Source organism: Shinella sp. GW821-FHT10F02 (genome assembly GCF_058809275.1).
The window spans coordinates 120,370-138,726 of record NZ_JBXASL010000005.1; the positions used below are offsets into that span (position 1 = coordinate 120,370).

The following is an 18,357-nucleotide window of genomic DNA, read 5'->3' on the forward strand; positions in this document are numbered from 1 at the left end:
CCGTGCTGGCCGGAAGGTGCAAGAAGAAATCCTGGCCCGTGCGGTGACGGGCCAGGAGCAAGCGGCTTACTTCTTCAGCTCTGCCTTTTCCGGATTGGCCGGGAAGGCCTTGTCCGTCTTCTGGCCGCGCAGCAGTTCCAGCGCATACTGAAGCTGGAGGTCGTCCTTGGCTTCCGGCGGCACATAGGCCGAGGAGCCCGAGCCTTCCTGCGTTTCGCTCTGGCCCTGGATGTGGCCGCGCAGGCTGGATTCACCGGCGGCTTCCAGCTTGCCCTGCAACTCGGCCGGCAGCGGCTGTTCGACCGTGATGTCCGGCGTGATGCCGGTGCCCTGGATCGATTTGCCGGATGGCGTGTAGTAGAGCGCCGTCGTCAGGCGCAGTGCACCGGCGTCGCCCATCGGGATGATGGTCTGGACGGAGCCCTTGCCGAAGGACCGCGTGCCGAGCACGGTGGCGCGGCGCAGGTCCTGCAGCGCGCCGGCGACGATTTCCGACGCCGAGGCCGAGCCGCCATTGACCATGACGATGACCGGCTTGCCGTCGGTGATGTCGCCCGGCGTCGCGTTGAAGCGGCGGGTTTCGTCCTCGTTGCGGCCGCGGGTCGAGACCACCTCGCCGCGCTCCAGGAAGGCGTCGGAGACGTTGATCGCCTGGTCGAGAAGGCCGCCCGGGTTGAGGCGCAGGTCGAGCACGTAGCCCTTCAGCTTGTCGGCCGGAACCTCTTCCTTGATCTTGGTGATCGCGGCTTCGAGGTCGTCATAGGTCTTTTCCGTGAAGGAGATGACGCGGAGGTAACCGACATCGTTCTCGACGCGGGACTTGACCGCGCGCACGGCGATGATGTCGCGCATGATGGTGAGTTCGATCGGCTTGTCGGCACCCTTGCGGATCAGCGTCAGCTTGATCGGCGTGTTGACCGCGCCGCGCATCTTCTCGACCGCTTCTTCAAGCTTCAGGCCGCGCACGTCCGCGCCGTCGATCTTAGCAATGAAGTCGCCGGCGAGAACGCCCGCGCGGGCGGCCGGCGTGTCGTCGATCGGGGTGATGACCTTGACGAGCTCGTCCTCCATCGTGACCTCGATGCCGAGACCGCCGAATTCGCCGCGCGTCTGCGTGCGCATATCGTCGGCGTCCTTGGCATTCATGTAGGACGAATGCGGGTCGAGCGAGGTGAGCATGCCATTGATGGCATTCTCGATCAGCTGGTCTTCCTTCGGCGGCGTCACATATTGCGCGCGCACGCGTTCGAAGACGTCTCCGAAGATGGAGAGCTCACGATAAGTTGACGAGCCGGCAGCTTCGGCAGGCAATGTCGCCGTGTTGATGACGCTCATGGCGGTCGCACCCATCAGTGCACCGACGATCACAAGTGAAGCCCTACGTATCATTGCGTGCCTTTCCAGAATTTTTTGCGGACCACCATGGCCGGGAATCAACCGGTTTTCCGTTCTTTCGGAATTCAATGTAAAGTGTCGGCTTGTCTGTTTCCAGCGTCAAAGCGTTGACACTCGCGACCCTTTTTTCACCCATCACGGCAAGTGGTTCTCCCGCCACGACGAATTGACCCTCTCGCACGCTCACCCGGTCCATGCCGGAGAGCACAAGATGGTAGCCCTCCCCAGCATTCAGGATGATCATGCGCCCGTAACTGCGGAACGTGCCGGCAAAGACGATCCAGCCATCCGAAGGGGCGGTGACCAGCGCGCCGGGATTTGCGGCGAGCGTCAGCCCCTGCGAATCATGGCCGGTGCCGTCTGCTTCGCCAAATTGGCGCAGAACGTCGCCGGCCACGGGAAAGTCCAGTTTTGCCTGCAGTTCGGAGAATTCATATGCCGGAGCAATGCGGTTTTTGTCGGGCACCGAGTCGCGCGCGAGCGCCCTCGCCCGCTCCCGTTCGGCGTCCGTCTGGTTGCGCCGTTCCTCTTCTTTGGTGCGGGCCAGGGCGGCCGCATCGCGCACGGAGCCGATGTCGCGCTCCAGGCTGCCGATCAGGCCTTCCAGGCTGGTGGCGCGGGCCGCGAGTTCCTCGGCGCGCCGGCGTTCCGCGGCCAATGTGCGGCTGTTCGTGGCCGTCAGCGCCTCGTTCTGGGCGACCAGCAGTTCGGAGCGTTTTTCCTCCTCGACCCGCAGCAACATCGCCTGGGCAAGCTCGGTGCGCTCGCGGTCGATATCCGTCTTGACGTCCATCAATTCTTTGAGATCGGCGACGAGTTCCTCGGTCTCCTTGCGGATGCCGGGCACGACGGCGCCGAGAAGGATGGCGCTGCGCACGGAGGAGAGCGCATCCTCGGGTTTGACGAGCAGCGCTGGCGGCGGGTTGCGGCCCATGCGCTGGAGGGCGGCGAGAACTTCCGCCAAAAGCCCACGCCGCTCGTGCAGCGAGGCGCGCACGCCCGCTTCGCGCTCGCGCATGCCTTCCAGCCGCTTTTCGCCGGCCAGAATCTTGTTTTCCATGTCCTTGCGCATCGCGGCGGACTTGACGATGGCATCGCGCAGGCTCTGGCGGGATTTTTCGAGCGTGGCGATCTCGGCTTCCAGCTCCTTCGTCTTCTCGCTCGAAACCGTGATGGACTGGGACAGCGTTTCGAGCTCGCGGCGCGTGCTGTCGCGGCGAAGGGCGAGGGCGGCGGCCGGATCCGGCTCGACCTTCGGCAGCGAGCCGGTCTTTTCCAGCGCGACATTTCCCTCGACGGGCTCGGCGGCAACGGGCTGGGAAACAAGGACCAGCGACAGGACGGCCGAAAGCAGGGCCGGTCGCAGCAGGCGACTGACCCCCTCACCCGGATTGACTGTGCCGGCTTTCCTCATCGTCTCCCGAACGTCCGTTCCTCCAACGCTCTATGCTGATTTGGCGGTTTCGCCAAGAAATCCCGCTGCCGGAAAACACTTGGCCAACAAACCGTGCCAAAAATACGGCCTCTGCCACCCTAAGCGCTCAGCCTTGCGTGACGATTGCGCGTCGAGCAATTCCAGCAAAAGTGTGCAGCGGTTTTGCGTCCGGAATTGCGTAAAAACAAAGAAAGAGAGCGTTTTCGCGATTCGAAGAAACGCGGAACTGCTCTAACTGCGGTGATAGGGGTGGCCGGAGAGGATGGTGACGGCGCGGTAGAGCTGTTCGGCGAGCAGGATGCGCACGAGCTGGTGCGGCCAGGTGAGCTTGCCGAGGCAGAGCGTGGCGTCGGCACGGTTGTAGAGCGCGGGGTCCAGCCCGTCGGCGCCGCCGATCGCGATCATCAGGTCGCGTTTTCCGCCGTCGCGGAAATTGCCGATCAGGTCGGCAAATGCGGGCGAATCGAGCGATTTGCCGCGCTCGTCGAGCAGGATCAGCACGGCGCCGTCGGGCAGCGCCTTTTCCAGCAGGACCGCTTCCTCGCGCTTGCGCGTCTCGGCATTGCCGGCGCGGCTTTCGCCGACTTCGACAAGCTTGCCGAGCTCCAGGCCGATGGCGGGGCCGGCCTTGGCGAAACGGTCCAGATAGCGGGCCGCAAGATCCTTCTCAGGGCCGGCTTTCAGCCGTCCAACCGCGAAAAGTCCAACCCGCATCGCCCAAACCCTGTCCGTTCGTGAGTGCGCTCAAGCCGCGCACCCGCTTTTCCTCACCGGACAGGCGTCCGGCGTCTGTTAATGGACGGTGCCGTCCTCGATCTCGGGAGTCGCCCACATCCGTTCGATGGCGTAGAACTCCCGGACTTCCGGCCGGAACACGTGGATGATGATATCGCCTGCGTCGATCAGCACCCAGTCGCCAGCCTCCAGGCCTTCGACGCGGGCATTGCCCAGGCCTTCGTCCTTGAGATCGGAGATGAGGTGATCGGCAATCGCCATGACGTGACGGTTCGAGCGTCCGGACACGACTACCATGTAGTCGCCCAGTGCTGATTTTCCGGCAATGTCGATGGTAACGATATCTTCTGCCTTGGAGTCCTCGAGGCTTGCGAGGACCAGTTGAAGCGCGCGGTCGGCGGCATCGTCGCCACGTCCCGGGCCTTTCGAGAAGACGCTGCGGGCGCTTCCCTTTGCGTGCACTGTTGTCAGGTTCGTTCCTTTCTGGGTAACAGGACAGCACGTCTCGTACCGGCATTACCTAACCGGTACAGTGTAAATGTAGGCATCAATGCATGCCAGTTTCAAGACGTCACTTCTGAGGGATGGTTTTCTCTACAGCCGCGCGGTCGCGCAAGGCGGTCGAACTCAGCGCCGAACGCGGCCCGTGGATGAAGGTCCAGGCCGGTGCCCGGCGGCCCGGAAGGCTCATCGCATCCTCCTCGTCGACGCGCGCATAGTCGAAGGTTTTTGCCATGCGCGAGGAGAGGTAGGAGAGCGTCGAGCCGGGGCGGTCGATGACGGCGATCGGGAAGGTGCAGGCGATCTTCTGCCAGTTCTGCCAGCGGTGGAAGGTGCCGAGATTGTCGGCGCCCATGATCCAGACGAAGTGGACGCCGCGGTTCAGCGCCTGCACGCGCTCCAGGGTCTTTGCCGTATAACTCTGGCCGAGGCGTTTTTCGAAGGCCGTCACCTTCACCCGCGGGCTGGGGGCGATCGCTTCGCTGAGGCGAATGCGCTCGGCAAGCGGCGCCAATTGCCGGTGGTCCTTCAGGGGGTTGCCGGGCGTCACCATCCACCAGAGCTGGTCGAGGCCGAGGCGGCGCAGCGCCGTTTCGGCGACGAGCGCGTGGCCCTGGTGCGGCGGGTTGAACGAGCCGCCGAACAGGCCGACCGCCATGCCCTTTTCGACATGCGGCATTTTCAGGTAGCGGTCTGCAATGGCGTCCGGCGTCACTTCAGGGCCGCACCTGTCCGGTGCCGCGCACCCGGTATTTGAAGGAGGTGAGCTGCTCGACGCCGACGGGGCCGCGCGCATGCATCTTTCCTGTCGCGATGCCGATCTCGCCGCCCATGCCGAACTCGCCGCCGTCAGCAAATTGCGTGGAGGCGTTGTGCAGCAGGATCGCCGAGTCGATTTCCGTGAAGAAGCGTTCGACGACCGCCGGGTCCTCGGCGATGACAGCTTCGGTGTGGGCGGAGGACCAGCGGTTGATGTGCTCGATCGCGCCGGAAATGCCGTCGACCAGGGTGATCGAGATGATCGCGTCGAGATATTCCGTCGACCAGTCCGTCTCGGTGGCGGCGATGAGACCCGGAATGCGGACGAGGATTTCCGCCGTCGCGCGCACCTCGCAGCCGGCGGCGCGCAGGCCCTCCACCAGCGGCGCCAGATGCGTGTCCGCAACGGCGCGGTCGACCAGCAGCGTTTCCGCCGCGCCGCAGATGCCGGTGCGGCGCATCTTGGCGTTGACGACGATCCTTTTGGCCATCTCCAGCTCGGCGGACTTGTCGACATAGATGTGGCACAGGCCTTCGAGATGGGCGAAAACCGGCACGCGCGCCTCGCTCTGCACGCGGGCGACGAGGCTTTTGCCGCCGCGCGGCACGATGACGTCGATGGCGCCATTGAGGCCGGACAGCATGGCGCCGACGGCGGCGCGGTCCGTCACCGGCACGTACTGGATCGCATGTTCCGGCAGGCCGGCAGCCTTCAGGCCCGCGACGAGGCAGGAATGGATCGCCTGCGATGAATTCACGCTGTCCGATCCGCCGCGCAGAATCACGGTATTGCCGGCCTTCAGGCACAGCGCACCGGCATCGGCCGTCACGTTCGGCCGGCTTTCATAGATGACGCCGATGACGCCGAGCGGCGTGCGCACGCGCTCGATATGCAGGCCGTTCGGGCGGTCCCATTCGGCGATCACGTCCCCGACCGGGTCCTTCAGGTCCGCAATATCGCGGATCGCGGCGGCGATGCCCTCGATGCGCTCGGCCGTTAGCGTCAGCCGGTCGATGAAGGAGGCGGCGACGCCGCTTTCCTTGGCATTGGCGAGGTCGATTTCATTGGCGGCGAGAATGGCGTCGCGGTTCGCGAAGATCTGCGCCGCCATCGCTTCGAGCGCGCGGTTCTTTTGCTCGGCGGTCGCAATCGCCAGCGGCCGGGCGGCGGCACGGGCGTTGCGGCCGATCTCGGCCATCAGGCTGTCGATGTCGGTTTTTTTGGCCTGGTCAAGCATGGCTCACATCCCTTCCCGCCTCGGCAAGCGGCGCTGCCGAACGGCCGGTCACCACGAGGTCGTCCCGGTGCACCATGGCCGCACGGCCGGCATAACCGAGAATGGCGGCGATCTCCGCCGATTTTTTCCCCACGATCAGGCGCGCTTCGTCGGCATCATAGCCGGCAAGCCCGCGGGCGATCTCGCGCCCGTTCGCGCCGTAGATCGAGACGGTGTCGCCGCGTGAAAACGAACCCCAGACGCCGCGCACGCCGGCCGGCAGCAGGCTTTTGCCCGAGGCGAGCGCCGTTTCCGCACCGGCATCGATTTCGAGCCGTCCCGCCGGCTGCAACTGCCCGGCAATCCATGTCTTTCGCGCCGTGACGGGCGAACCCGCGGGCGCAAACCACGAAGACCGCGCCCCCTCCTCGACAGCCCGCAACGGATGATCGACCTTGCCCGACGCAATGATCATGGCGCAGCCCGCGCCCGTCGCGATCTTGCCGGCATCGATTTTCGTCCGCATGCCGCCGCGCGACAATTCCGAGGCGGCGCCGCCGGCCATCGCCTCGATCTCCGGCGTGATTGCGTCGATCGTTTCGAGGAAGCGTGCGTCGGGGTCGAGATGCGGCGGGGCCGTATAGAGCCCGTCTATATCGGAGAGCAGCACCAGCAGGTCCGCGCCCGTCATGGTGGCGACGCGGGCGGCGAGGCGATCGTTGTCGCCGTAGCGGATTTCGGTCGTCGCGACCGTGTCGTTTTCGTTGATGATCGGCACGGCGCCGAGCTTCAGCAACTGGTTGATCGTCGCGCGCGCATTGAGATACCGCCGCCGCTCTTCCGTATCGCCGAGCGTCAGCAGGATCTGGCCGGCGACGATGCCGTCGGTGGAAAGGCTTTCCGACCAGGCGCGCGCCAGCGCGATCTGGCCGACTGCCGCCGCCGCCTGGCTTTCCTCCAGCTTCAGGGCACCCGACGGCACTTTCAGCACGGAACGACCGAGCGCAATGGCGCCGGAGGAGACGACGAGCACCTCGGTGCCGCCGGCCCTCAGCGCGGCGATGTCCTGGCACATGGCATCAAGCCATGCCTTTTTCAGGCCGCTCGCCCGGTCTACGAGCAGGGCCGAGCCGATCTTGATCACAATCCGGCGGTATTTTCCGAGCGGTTTGCGGTGTCTCGTCATCTCAGTCGTCGGATCCGGAATTCTTCGCTTCAACGATGATGTCGCGCAGCGCCCGGAGCGTGCTCGTCATGCCCACGCCGGCAACGGCAGAAATCTGGTACGGCTTCTGGCCGCTCGCCTTCTGAAGCGCCTTGGTCTTCTTCTTCAACTCGTCCTCGTCGAGCAGGTCGATCTGCGACAGCGCCACGATCACCGGCTTGTCGGTGATGCCGCCGCCATAGGCTTCCAGCTCGTGTTTCACCGTCTTGTAGGCCTTGGCGACGTCCTCCTCCTGCGCGGAGACGAGGTGCAGCAGCACGCGCGTGCGCTCGACATGGCCGAGGAAGCGGTCGCCGAGCCCGATGCCGTCATGCGCACCCTCGATGAGGCCCGGAATGTCGGCAAGGATGAATTCGCCGCCGTCGATCGTCGCGACGCCGAGGTTGGGGTGCAGCGTGGTGAAGGGATAGTTGGCGATCTTCGGCCGGGCGCGCGTGCAGGTCGCGAGGAAGGTCGATTTTCCCGCATTCGGCAGGCCGACGAGGCCGGCATCGGCGATCAGCTTCAGCCGCAGCCAGATGGTCTTTTCGTCACCCTCCAGGCCCGGATTGGCCCAGTTCGGCGCCTGGTTGGTGGAGGACTTGAAATGCGTGTTGCCGAAGCCGCCATTGCCGCCGGCGGCAAGCTTGAAGCGCTGGCCCTCGGTGACCATGTCGATGATCAGCGTCTCGTTGTCTTCCTCGAAGATCTGCGTGCCGACCGGCACCTTCAGCGTCACGCTGTCGCCATTGGCGCCCGTGCGGTTGCGGCCCATGCCGTGCGTGCCGGTCGCAGCCTTGAAGTGCTGCTGGAAGCGGAAGTCGATCAGCGTGTTGAGGCCGTTGACGGCCTCCACCCACACGTCGCCGCCGCGCCCGCCGTCGCCGCCGTCCGGCCCGCCGAACTCAATGAATTTTTCGCGACGGAACGAGACAGCCCCTGCCCCGCCGTCACCGGACCGGATATAGACTTTTGCTTCGTCCAGGAATTTCATCGGCTCGCCGTTCGCTTTTCTCGTCTTCTAATAGTGCCGTCTTCGATATAGCCGCTTGCCTGAGAGGTCAAAGACTATCGTGAAATTCGTCAGCTACAACGTCCAGTATGGCATCGGTCTCGACGATCGGTTCGACCTGCCGCGCATCGTCTCCAGCATTCACGGTGCCGATATCATCGCGCTTCAGGAGGTGACCCGCAATTTTCACCGCAACGGCCATGTCGACATGGTCGCGGAATTGCAGACGCTGCTCGCCACGCATTATTCCGTCTTCGGCGCGGCCTGCGATCTCGATGCCGGCTCGGCGATCGAGCAGGGCCGCGCGGTCAACCGCCGTTTCCAGTTCGGCAACATGATCTTTTCGCGCTGGCCGATCCTCTCGACCCGCACGATCCTCCTGCCGCGCACGCGAACGCTCGACAAGCTGAACCTGCAGCGCGGCGCCACCGAAGCGGTGATCGCGACGCCGAAGGGCACCATCCGCGTCTATTCCACGCATCTCGACCATGTCCACCGCGACGAGCGCATCGCGCAGATCCGCACTCTCAAGGATCGCGCCCAGCTTTACGGTTTCGAGGGCGGCGCGATTTCCGGTGCGCACGAATTCGGCCTGTCCGAACCGCCGGTGCCGGAGGACTACGTGCTGATGGGCGACTTCAACATGGTGCCGGAATCGCCGGAATATGACGAAATGGCGGGCAGCGTCGACGCGCTCTACGGCCGCCAGATTCGCGCCACCCATCCGGTCGATGCGCTGGCCGGCCTCGGCAAGCGACACGCCGCAAGCTACAGCTGGATCGATCCCAAGAACCACGCCGACCGCCTCTTCCTCGATTATTGTTTCCTCAGCCACGGCCTTGTCGAACGGCTGACGGATGCCTGGGTCGACGAGACCGCCTTCGGCTCCGACCACCTGCCCGTCTGGTTCGAGCTTTCGTAAGAAAACGGGGCGGATCACTCCGCCCCGATCTGTTTTAGCGTCTCGGCGCCGCTGGGCGAAAATCGCCCGGCTCTAGCCGCGTTTCGATATGCGGAACCATGGCACCGCGGGCGACGCTGAACACGTCGCTGCATCCGGTGATGCGGAAGCCCGTCTTTTCCTGCACTCTCAGCGAGGCGAGATTGTCGGCAAAGATGCCCGAGCGGATATCCGTGCCCGGCATGCGCATGAGGAACCGTGCCGTCGCCCCATGCACCGCCTCGCTCATATAGCCCCGCCCCCAATAGAAGCGGTTCAGCCAGTAGCCGAGTTCCCATCCCTTGCCGCGCCGCTCGAAGGCGACGCAGCCGATATGCACGTCGTCTCCCGCCGTGATGGCGAGCGCCCAGCCCTCGTAGAGATCGGTGGTTGCGATCGAAAGCCATTCGCTCGCATCCTGCCGGTCATAGGGTGCGGGCACGCGGGCCAGCATGCGCGAGACCTGGAAATCGCTGAGCGACTGCGCGATCGCATCCGCATCGGACATGCGGTGCGGGCGCAGCGCCAGGCGCGGGGTCGTGATGGTCGGGCAGGCACCGGGGCCGGTGCTGCGCTCGACGTTCATCGGGGTCTGCATCGCGTTCATCGCATGCCTCCCCAGCTCTTCAGCGAGACCCAGGTCTTGCGGTCGAGCCTGTACCATTCGACGGGAACCATGCCGCCGACCGAGAGGCTCTGCACCATGCCGGTCGCCTGGAACTGGAAGCCGCACTTCTGGATGACGCGCCGCGAGGGGATGTTCATGACCCGGCACCGCGCGTCGATCTGCTCGACATCGCGGGTGCGGAAGACCATGTCGATCAGCGCGTGGGCCGCCTCCGTGACATAACCCTGGTTCCAGTAGGGCTCGCCCAGCCAATAGCCGAGCTCGACGGTGCGTCCGTCCTCATGCGGCTCGATACCGCAGCAACCGAGGAAGGCGCCGTTGTCGGCTTTGGTAATGGCATAGACGCACTTGCCAATCGCGCCGGCGCGTGTGCGTCGCACGAAATCGGCGGCATCCGCCACCGTATAGGGGTGGGGCATGCGGGCGACCATGTTGGCGATATTGGCGTTGTTGGCGAGATGGGCAAGGGCGTCGATGTCGTCTTCGTGCGGGGCTCTCATGACGAGCCGCGGCGACAGTAAGATCGGGCAATCGGTCCTTGGCCGTTCAGGCCTCAGCCTTTCCTTGGGAGACCTTGATTGGTCGTCCCGCAACAATTCGGTCTGCATGGCTCAGTCCTCCAGAGCAAAAAGGGGAGATGGGTCTTGCCCCATCTCCCCTTTTTTCTTCAGGCCTGAACCTGTAGCGTCAGCCGGGTCAATGAGACGCCGGCTGTTTTAGAGCGCTACCGGCTTATTCCGCTGCTTCCGCTTTCGGGGCGACAGACACGTAAACGCGACCGTTGGCCTTCGTACGGAAATTCACATTGCCAGCCGTAAGTGCGAAGATCGTGTGATCCTTGCCGAGGCCGACATTGGCACCGGGATGCCACTGCGTGCCACGCTGGCGGACGATAATGTTGCCTGCGAGGACGGCTTCGCCGCCAAACTTCTTCACGCCAAGGCGCTTGGACTCGGAATCGCGACCGTTGCGCGAGGAACCGCCAGCTTTCTTGTGTGCCATGGGAGTTCTCCTTTACCTGTCCGGATTATTCGGCTGCTGCTTCGGCGGCGGGTTCAGACTTCTTGGAAGCCTTCTTCGCTTTGCCGGCGGCTGCGATGTCGATGATGCGGACAGTCGTGTTGTGCTGACGATGACCACGCGAACGCTTCGAGTTCTGGCGACGACGCTTCTTGAAGGCGATGACCTTCTTGGCGCGGCCATGCTCGACGACTTCGGCCGTCACGATGGCGCCTTCGACGAAGGGCGCACCGATCGTGGCATCGGCGCCAACGCCGACCATCAGCACTTCGGTGAATTCGATCTTTGCACCAGCGTCGCCCGACAGCTTTTCAATCGTCAGAACGTCGTTGGCGGCCACGCGGTACTGCTTACCGCCGGTCTTGATGACTGCGAACATTTTATATCCTTTCATGTTCGTGCCGGCTCTTTGCCCGTCAAGGCAAGGCCGTCTTTTTATCAGTCGCTCGGAATGGCGATGCATTGGCGCATCACCGGCTCATGCGGTTCCTTGCAGAATACCAATAAGGCATGGCACAAAGAACCAGCGTCGCGGCACAAGTGAGACCTATGCCACTGCACCTTGCGCAATAGGTGAGGCGATGAAAACTGTCAAGGGAATTTCCGTCACCGTGACAAATAGATGAACATTCCTCGGGCGATCCCCCTTGCAAGCCCGTCCCACACCCGCTATGTACCGCCCCGCGTCGAAGGGCGCCGACCGACTATGCGGAGAGGTGGCAGAGTGGTCGAATGCACCGCACTCGAAATGCGGCATACCTGCAAGGGTATCGTGGGTTCAAATCCCACCCTCTCCGCCAGTTTGGTCCTGCGGCCGTAAGGTTTCCCCGCAATCTGCTGAATTTTTCTGGGCTCTGATGCCGGTGACGAAACTGGCTAGGGCCACACTCTCGGCACGAGGGAGCGTTCCTCGACTTTCATTTTTGGCTCTTACCAGTCGGCGAAGTTCAAGACATCTTCTTTTAATGTCAACTTGACAGGACCGCCGAGTTGGGCTGCCCAGAAAGGGCCCCGGAGATCTTCATACCCAGCACCAAGCCATTCAACGACTCGCACCGGTTTATCGCCGCGTTTCTGCGCGATCAGTTGGTTTAGATGAGTATCGTTTCCCGAGTAGCCAAAAATAACGATCTCCTGGCTTTCATCCAGAGCTCGCTTTAAGAATTCCCAATATGTGCTCAAAATTTCTGATCCGGCGATGATCGTCCTTTTATGGGTGACGTGAGTAAGCACAATGTGGCGTCCAACATGCTTCAGCTGACCGAGATTTCTTGTAAGAGATGATGCCGCTAGTTTGGAGGGTTTCGATTTCTCCCGGTCGACAAATAGCGGGCAGCCGTGGAGGTGAAGATACCAACCTCCTTCTTCGCGATGTCGGAACAGATTTCTCGTATCGAATTTTTGATCGACGAAGCCATCACGCAGCATTTTCCCCTCACCTAATACGCCAGCCACCTCAAATGCTGACGAAAGAAGACCGTCATAATTCAATGTCGCTACGTGAGACTGAGTCTCCTCGACCTTCTTAATTAGGCTCTGCACGAAGTCTGTAGGTAGACGGAACGGTTCACCAGCCTGGCTTCCCTGTTTGTGCCTCGCCAAGAACATTTGCTTAGCAACTTCGAATGCGAACTGATGGACAGCGTTTGGGAATTCTTGACCGTGCGGAGACAGCCAATGGCCAAACGCTACTGGCCTTATCCCGAGCAGAACCTCGCAAGCCCCCACTATTTCTTGCAGTTTCGCCAACTGCTCCTCGGATGTCGGCTTGCCAACGTCATCTGGAAGACATGCCAGAATAAGCTTTTTCTGCGTATCCGTGAGGTATTCGTTATCCCAAGCCGACGTCATAACGGAATTTAGATTGTATGCGTCTGGCGCAAGCGCCATCCCTAGGCCGTTTCCGAATATGAACAGCTTTCTCATTTCAGCTATTCTCAATCCAGCTTGCCATATTGTCGGCCACACTCGATACGGCTAAACCAGTAGTATTGCTTGATCCAGAATAAGTCTTCGAAGAAGTGGCGTCGAAAAGTTTGTATTGATAGTTCGGCGCTGTCTTTTTGAACGCTTGCTCCAATACATAACAAGCGCAATTTGCTTTTGATTTGTCCATCTTGGGGTTTTGAATTGCCCAGATGTGGTAGACATCCATCGATGCCGTCGTTTCTACCATGAAGATGGGTGATACATTTATAACGATTCTTCCATCTGCTAGTTTCAAGGATCCTTTTTTCTTAAACTTTGTTAGCTTCTTTTTGCTTCCGAATTTCTTCTCAAATGCGTCAAATGCAGCTTTATTATAGCTTATTTCGTCAGGTCTTGATGAATTATTCAATATGTAAGCAATCTCATCTTGAGATTTACTGTTGATGTGAGCGGAAATAGCTAAGTTCAAAGTTCTATAAAAATCATACCCGCTAGATTGCTGGACGCGACGTAAAACTTCCGAGATCTGGCGAGCCGGATCCATGGCGTAAATTCTGATGAATGAGTTGAGAGAAAGCGAAAGCAGGGGCGGCGGCTGGGATGTCATTGGCATAGGTGCTCAAGGCAATTGGAATCAGTCTTTAATACGACATAGAACTACATTGGCTCCGAAGTAACAAGGGTTTATAGAAACTGACAAATCAACTTTGGAGTGAGGCTAGTTGCTTACTCCGCGCGTGCTGGGATAATCCTTGGCCCCCTCTTCGGGGCATCCTACGCATCGTCTTGATCATTAACGGAGATTGAGATGGCAACAATTAGAAAACTTAGGGGACGCTGGCAGGCACAGGTGCGCCGTCGGGGAATGAAGCCGCGGGCTAAGAGCTTCGACAGCAAAGCAGATGCCGAGAAGTGGGCACGAGATCTTGAGACGCAGGTCGATCGCTTTGGCATGGCGCCGGACACAAAGATTCTCGAGACCACCACGCTGGGCGAGCTCCTCGAGCGTTACCAGCGAGAGATCACCCCGACAAAGCGCGGCGCTGTTCAAGAGGACCAGCGGATTGATGTGCTGCGTCGCCATGACCTCTCGCACCGAACATTGATAGGCTTAAGCCAACAAGACATCGCGTCGTTTCGCGACGAACGACTTCAGTCCGTAGCTCCATCTACGACCGTTCGCGAGATGGCGATCCTAAGCCATGTTCTTGAGGTCGCAACCCGGGACTGGGGGATGCCGTTGGCGAAGAATGTCGTCAAGCTCGTGCGTCGACCGATCATTCGAAATGAGCGTAGCCGACGTCTGACAGGCGACGAGGAGCAACGCCTGCTCGACGGGTGCGATGGCGGGAAGATCTCGTTTTTCAGGACGCTGATCATCGTGGCGATCGAAACCGGAATGCGTCGTGGCGAGATCCTGGGTTTGCGATGGAGCGACATCTCGCACAATCGTCGTGTGATCACTTTGATGATGACCAAAAACGGGTCTGGGAGAGAGGTGCCGCTTTCACAAAGAGCGTTCGATGCCTTAACTGAATGGAAGGCGCGTGCTGGCGTAGATGAACTCCTGGTCTTTCCTATGACCGCCGGATCCCTTGAGCAGGTCTGGCGTCGTCTTCTGAAACGAGTCGAGATAAAGGGTCTCCGCTTCCACGATTTACGCCACGAGGGTGTCAGCCGCTTGTTCGAACGGGGGCTGAACATGATCGAAGTCAGCAGCATATCAGGGCACAAAGAATTAAGAATGCTGAAGCGTTACACTCATCTCAGCGCCGACGATCTCGTTGCTCGCTTAAGTTTACAGCCTAATCACCTTACCCGACCTTTACCTAAATCGCTTCCAAGCGCAATATAGGTAAAGGTCGGGGCACCTGGACCTTGAAAAATACCTATTTAAAGTTGTGTCCGACCTTGTCGTGTAAGCCAAAAATCGCTCAGAATACTGCCCGACCTTGACGCTAAGTTTACATTAACTTGACAGTAAGATCGAAAAGCAGCGTTTTCGTCGTTAATGCAAAGGTCGCTCGACTCTCCTGAGTTGTATTCGGCGTTCTACTCGGTTCCAACGAGGGCAACCACAAACCACTCAACCGAAATTGTTTTGAATAGGCAGACCTGGACTGCGTTGACACCGCCGGAACGCCTTGGTTGCCAGCGTCGAAAACATATCCGCGCTCATCTGATGACATGCTTGATGCATGAAGCGACGGCGCATTGTGGGGCCGCTCGGGCAAACGATCTGAGCTCCTTTTCGATCTAGTGGCTTTCAGATCTCATTAGCCCGTGCAGTAGATGGACGATGGGCGGAAAGGCGCTGTCTTTCTGTCGGCATCAACCCGGTGCCGGGTAGCCTCCTGCGCCTGGACGAAGAGGGGCCTGGACCTCAAGCTCGCACAGCGCACATCGAAGTCCTAGAAAAAATCAATCGTCTTGATGGGGATGCTCTCGGTGCTGGCGATGATCCGGTCGCTCTAACCTCCTGAGCCAGCGATCTCGGTCTAAACCTTCGTGCGTCAGCGCAATTAGACATTAAACACTGGCCAAACGCATGAGGTTGAGGTCAGGCTGCTTCCGTTAGGCGAAATGTAAACTGATTGCTAGGTTGACCGGAGCCAGCCGGTGAGCTCCCCTGAGAGAAATCGCCCGGAAGCAAATTTCCGTTCCCATCCATTCACTGTCTATTATTATATACTTATCAAGTAAGAAGAACATAATAGACAACGGAACCTCCTCTTCCCGGACGGGAAATCCTCCCCATGCGTGCTTCTAATGCGATTTGAGAAGTGAAAACTCTTCCGGCGTTTAGAGTTTTCACTCCTCGGTGATTTGCAATCGACGCAGAAGGTTCTTGCAGCTGTTAAGCGACCAAGCTCTTCCACGTTCCGGCATTACGCCTTTATCATTCAAGTGACGCATTAACATAGATGGCGTTAGGACTTGGTCGGGAGGAAGCGCGGCTCTGAATTTATCCACGACCGGACGTAACTGTTCTGCACGCCGTTCCGCCTTTCTTCTATTGGCGGATGCGCCTTTCAACGCATTGTGGATGTCAGGCGCTTGCGCTTTCCGGTCAGTTTCGGAAGGTAACGATATCGACGAAACCATTCTACGCGACAACGCTTCCCGAACCAGCACGACGCGTTCCGCTGCCGCGAACTCCTTCCATTTTTTTCCGGTAAGGCAATCAAGAACATCAATATCCAGCCTGTCCAAGTCCTCCAGAACTCTCGTTACATTCCCGGAGCTGGTCATACGTAAAAGCTGCCACAGGTCAGCAACCCATAATGCAGTATTGTAGCTTCGCGCTTGGGCGGATGCTCGTTCGAAGATCGCGCTCCGGGTGAACATTGCGTGTCGATAGGTTGTTACTGCTGGCATCCTATCCGGCGGCTCGAAGCCCATCTTGCGGGCAAATTGAAGTAAGATCGCGGATTGCGTTCGTAACGCGCTGATCCGGCTCCACTCCTCAACGGACGTCGGCATCTTTGGCACATAGGCGAACAGAAACGCGACTGGTTTTGGATAGTTCATGTTCGGCTCCTGGGGTCGGCGGCTAACCGGCGTTTAGCGTCCAGGCGAGCTTCATATCAACAGATTTCACAACATTCTGAGGTCGCTCACGACCTGCGGCATCCCAGCGACCCTGCCGCTATAAGGCACATGTTCAGAGAGCATGAGGAGATACCTAGATGAACATGCATGAAATTCCGGTTCCCGAGGAGCTGATGGCCGACTACCGGGCGTTTTTTTGGAAGCAGCTCGGTCGCTACCTGGAAACCGGTGATCTCAATTGGCGCGCGCTTGGCCATAACTACGTTTCTCTTCACCAGATCTGCTGGCATCTATGGGATGATGAAAGCTTCTTCCCGAATCAGTTCCACTATTTGATGAAGCGGGTATGCGGTCACGAATATCAGATCTGGGCGCGGAAGAGCGGCAGCTACGGCGGTGCGGCTCGGGCAGTTGCAGCGCATATCGACAACTATCTGACGAAGGCGAATGGAGATCCCCGCGCACCGACTGGATGGTGGGTTAACAAGGCGCGCAGCACCAACAGGCCGAGCACTGATTGGTTGTTGTTGGAGGAGGAACTGAAGCAGCTGCCGGTCACTGCGGCATAGATTCGCCCGGCTGCGTCTCTGCGGGACAAGACGTTTCGCAGAGATAGCTGCTCCTCAACACATGAGCCGTAGCAAGCCACCAATCGAGCAAGGTTGACTCAGGGCTTGCACCGAACGCTGCTGATGAAGCGTCGCTGCAAAGGAGCGAGAAGCCGGCTGGTGAGCTCCCCTGAGAGAAATCGCCCGGAAGCGAATTCCCTTCCCGTCCGTTCACTGTCTATTACTATATACTTACTTAGTAAGAATAACATAATAGACAACGGAACCTCCTCTTCCCGGACGGGAAATCCTTTCCATGAGTGTTTCTAATGCCATTCGAGAAGCGAAAACTCTTCTGGAGTTTAGAGTTTTCACTCAGTGGCGTTTGGTCAGCCGAGCCAAGGCCGCTCCGGGTCCGCAGGATTGGAAGCGAAACCGTTCTCTTTTCCGCGCCGTTTCGATCTATGTTGATCGTCTGGCGACGTCGTCACCGTAGGCGATAACGCGGCAATCACGATCAGAGCCACCAAGCTGAAGAAAAACCCCAACGCAAACCAGCCCAATGAATCGCGATTCTTGTTCGCTGCCAGGATTGAGCACGCGCCGCCGAAGATCAGTCCCGAGACAAAGATTATCAATGTAAGGTCCATGCTCTTCTTGTCCGTGAACGTGGGTGAGAGCGAAAGGGAACCTTTTCGCTCTGTCGGCCATTAAATGGAGCTTCTCCGGAAACCCTTGAAACCATAGGACGCGACCGGATCAGCATTTACAGCTGACCTCTATCGGACAAAAGTTCTTTTATGTCAATCGCTTAGCAGCTATCGGAGCGCGAGGATATTGAAGATGAAGCTGGTCGGTTATGCCCGTGTATCAACGGTCGAGCAGAACCTCGATATGCAGACTGCTGCGTTGAAGGTAGCTGGTTGCTCGGCGATCTTCACCGACCATGGACTCTCCGGTGCAGACTTCCAGCGTCCAGGTCTTCTCAAAGCTCTCAGGCAAATCAAGAGGGGTGACATGCTCGTCATTTGGCGCCTCGACCGGCTTGGACGATCCCTTGTCGACCTCATCCAGACAGTGAACGGACTTTCGAAGCGAGGTTGCGACTTCCGATCGCTGACCGAGAGCACCGATACGTCATCATCCGGCGGACGGCTGGTTTTCCATATGATGGGGGCGATGACAGAATTTGAAAGAGCCATCATTAGCGAGCGCACCAAGGCGGGGATGGAAGCCGCCAGAGCGCGAGGATCTCGTATCGGACGTCGCCCGTCAATGACCGAAGTGCAGACACACGCTGCAAAGCACGCTGTCGAGATCGACCTGGAGCCGATTTCTGAGGTGGCTGCGAGGTATCAGGTCCACCCGAAAACGCTGGCTCGTGTTCTACGCGACGCCCGGATCGAATAGCATGTCGAAGTCGACAGGGAGACTCGCTGGCGCGCTTGGCATAGTTGGTGCTGCAAAGCGATGTCTGAGATC

General features: G+C 59.7%; 20 protein-coding genes and 1 tRNA gene. 5 read left to right on the forward strand and 16 right to left on the reverse strand.

The genetic code is table 11. From position 1 onward, the window contains the following. Nucleotides 1-66 precede the first annotated feature (66 nt). The 8 genes from AC1RWL_RS16765 to obgE all read right to left on the reverse strand — a co-directional run bounded on the left by AC1RWL_RS16765 (nucleotide 67) and on the right by obgE (nucleotide 8,240). The gene (locus AC1RWL_RS16765) at nucleotides 67-1,389 is read right to left on the reverse strand and encodes a S41 family peptidase (RefSeq protein WP_256120495.1); all 1,323 of its coding nucleotides are present in this window, start codon (nucleotides 1,387-1,389) and stop codon (nucleotides 67-69) included. Next, nucleotides 1,379-2,809 (reverse strand): murein hydrolase activator EnvC family protein, encoded by a 1,431-nt coding sequence (locus tag AC1RWL_RS16770; RefSeq protein ID WP_493095555.1) that lies wholly within the window; start codon nucleotides 2,807-2,809, stop codon nucleotides 1,379-1,381. Before AC1RWL_RS16770 ends, AC1RWL_RS16765 begins: the two co-directional genes overlap by 11 nt. 252 nt (nucleotides 2,810-3,061) lie before the next feature. Next, nucleotides 3,062-3,544, reverse strand: coding sequence for a 23S rRNA (pseudouridine(1915)-N(3))-methyltransferase RlmH (rlmH, locus tag AC1RWL_RS16775; protein ID WP_256120497.1), 483 nt, complete (start codon nucleotides 3,542-3,544; stop codon nucleotides 3,062-3,064). Nucleotides 3,545-3,622: 78 nt separating this feature from the next. Beyond that, a complete protein-coding gene (gene rsfS, locus AC1RWL_RS16780) occupies nucleotides 3,623-4,036 on the reverse strand; it encodes a ribosome silencing factor (protein ID WP_256120526.1) in 414 nt (137 codons plus the stop codon). Between the two features lie 100 nt (nucleotides 4,037-4,136). After that, complete coding sequence (locus AC1RWL_RS16785) at nucleotides 4,137-4,745, reverse strand: nicotinate-nucleotide adenylyltransferase (protein ID WP_493095628.1); 609 nt, start codon at nucleotides 4,743-4,745, stop codon at nucleotides 4,137-4,139. A 37-nt stretch (nucleotides 4,746-4,782) separates the two neighbouring features. Next, entirely contained in the window at nucleotides 4,783-6,063 is a 1,281-nt protein-coding gene (locus AC1RWL_RS16790; protein WP_493095554.1) for a glutamate-5-semialdehyde dehydrogenase, read from the reverse strand. Further along, nucleotides 6,056-7,228 carry a glutamate 5-kinase gene (gene proB / locus AC1RWL_RS16795; protein ID WP_493095553.1) on the reverse strand — a complete coding sequence of 391 codons (1,173 nt, stop codon included), beginning with the start codon at nucleotides 7,226-7,228 and terminating at the stop codon, nucleotides 6,056-6,058. Before proB ends, AC1RWL_RS16790 begins: the two co-directional genes overlap by 8 nt. A gap of 1 nt (nucleotide 7,229) precedes the next feature. After that, nucleotides 7,230-8,240, reverse strand: coding sequence for a GTPase ObgE (obgE, locus tag AC1RWL_RS16800; RefSeq protein WP_435268994.1), 1,011 nt, complete (start codon nucleotides 8,238-8,240; stop codon nucleotides 7,230-7,232). A 79-nt stretch (nucleotides 8,241-8,319) separates the two neighbouring features. On the opposite strand from obgE, the gene AC1RWL_RS16805 reads away from it, so the two are divergent. Further along, entirely contained in the window at nucleotides 8,320-9,180 is an 861-nt protein-coding gene (locus AC1RWL_RS16805) for an endonuclease/exonuclease/phosphatase family protein (protein ID WP_493095552.1), read from the forward strand. A gap of 34 nt (nucleotides 9,181-9,214) precedes the next feature. Here the strand turns inward: AC1RWL_RS16805 and AC1RWL_RS16810 are convergent, their stop codons facing one another. The 4 genes from AC1RWL_RS16810 to rplU all read right to left on the reverse strand — a co-directional run bounded on the left by AC1RWL_RS16810 (nucleotide 9,215) and on the right by rplU (nucleotide 11,225). After that, complete coding sequence (locus AC1RWL_RS16810) at nucleotides 9,215-9,805, reverse strand: GNAT family N-acetyltransferase (protein ID WP_493095551.1); 591 nt, start codon at nucleotides 9,803-9,805, stop codon at nucleotides 9,215-9,217. Then, on the reverse strand, nucleotides 9,802-10,434 hold the full coding sequence (locus AC1RWL_RS16815; RefSeq protein WP_256120503.1) for a GNAT family N-acetyltransferase: 633 nt from the start codon (nucleotides 10,432-10,434) through the stop codon (nucleotides 9,802-9,804). The genes AC1RWL_RS16810 and AC1RWL_RS16815 overlap by 4 nt, the downstream gene beginning before the upstream one ends. A gap of 124 nt (nucleotides 10,435-10,558) precedes the next feature. Continuing rightward, nucleotides 10,559-10,828, reverse strand: coding sequence for a 50S ribosomal protein L27 (gene rpmA, locus AC1RWL_RS16820; protein ID WP_134648437.1), 270 nt, complete (start codon nucleotides 10,826-10,828; stop codon nucleotides 10,559-10,561). A gap of 25 nt (nucleotides 10,829-10,853) precedes the next feature. Further along, a complete protein-coding gene (gene rplU / locus AC1RWL_RS16825) occupies nucleotides 10,854-11,225 on the reverse strand; it encodes a 50S ribosomal protein L21 (protein WP_256120504.1) in 372 nt (123 codons plus the stop codon). Between the two features lie 331 nt (nucleotides 11,226-11,556). Between rplU and AC1RWL_RS16830 the strand changes: the two genes are divergently transcribed. After that, nucleotides 11,557-11,646: transfer RNA gene (locus AC1RWL_RS16830), tRNA-Ser, on the forward strand. Between the two features lie 130 nt (nucleotides 11,647-11,776). Here AC1RWL_RS16830 and AC1RWL_RS16835 read toward each other — a convergent pair. Next, nucleotides 11,777-12,772, reverse strand: coding sequence for an SIR2 family protein (locus AC1RWL_RS16835; RefSeq protein WP_493095550.1), 996 nt, complete (start codon nucleotides 12,770-12,772; stop codon nucleotides 11,777-11,779). Nucleotide 12,773: 1 nt separating this feature from the next. Beyond that, nucleotides 12,774-13,382, reverse strand: a complete 609-nt coding sequence (locus AC1RWL_RS16840; protein WP_493158409.1) for a hypothetical protein — start codon at nucleotides 13,380-13,382, stop codon at nucleotides 12,774-12,776. A gap of 201 nt (nucleotides 13,383-13,583) precedes the next feature. Here AC1RWL_RS16840 and AC1RWL_RS16845 point away from each other — a divergent pair, with 201 nt between their 5' ends. Beyond that, the gene (locus AC1RWL_RS16845; RefSeq protein WP_493095548.1) at nucleotides 13,584-14,630 is read left to right on the forward strand and encodes a site-specific integrase; all 1,047 of its coding nucleotides are present in this window, start codon (nucleotides 13,584-13,586) and stop codon (nucleotides 14,628-14,630) included. A gap of 956 nt (nucleotides 14,631-15,586) precedes the next feature. Here the strand turns inward: AC1RWL_RS16845 and AC1RWL_RS16850 are convergent. Further along, nucleotides 15,587-16,306 (reverse strand): hypothetical protein, encoded by a 720-nt coding sequence (locus tag AC1RWL_RS16850; RefSeq protein WP_493095547.1) that lies wholly within the window; start codon nucleotides 16,304-16,306, stop codon nucleotides 15,587-15,589. 158 nt (nucleotides 16,307-16,464) lie between these two features. Here AC1RWL_RS16850 and AC1RWL_RS16855 point away from each other — a divergent pair, with 158 nt between their 5' ends. Continuing rightward, nucleotides 16,465-16,896: a hypothetical protein gene (locus AC1RWL_RS16855; RefSeq protein ID WP_493095546.1), complete on the forward strand. Its 432-nt coding sequence runs from the start codon at nucleotides 16,465-16,467 to the stop codon at nucleotides 16,894-16,896. A gap of 368 nt (nucleotides 16,897-17,264) precedes the next feature. On the opposite strand, the gene AC1RWL_RS16860 is transcribed toward AC1RWL_RS16855, so the two are convergent. Beyond that, on the reverse strand, nucleotides 17,265-17,525 hold the full coding sequence (locus AC1RWL_RS16860; RefSeq protein WP_493095545.1) for a hypothetical protein: 261 nt from the start codon (nucleotides 17,523-17,525) through the stop codon (nucleotides 17,265-17,267). A gap of 193 nt (nucleotides 17,526-17,718) precedes the next feature. Between AC1RWL_RS16860 and AC1RWL_RS16865 the strand changes: the two genes are divergently transcribed. Then, on the forward strand, nucleotides 17,719-18,285 hold the full coding sequence (locus tag AC1RWL_RS16865; RefSeq protein WP_493095544.1) for a recombinase family protein: 567 nt from the start codon (nucleotides 17,719-17,721) through the stop codon (nucleotides 18,283-18,285). Nucleotides 18,286-18,357: the final 72 nt, after the last annotated feature.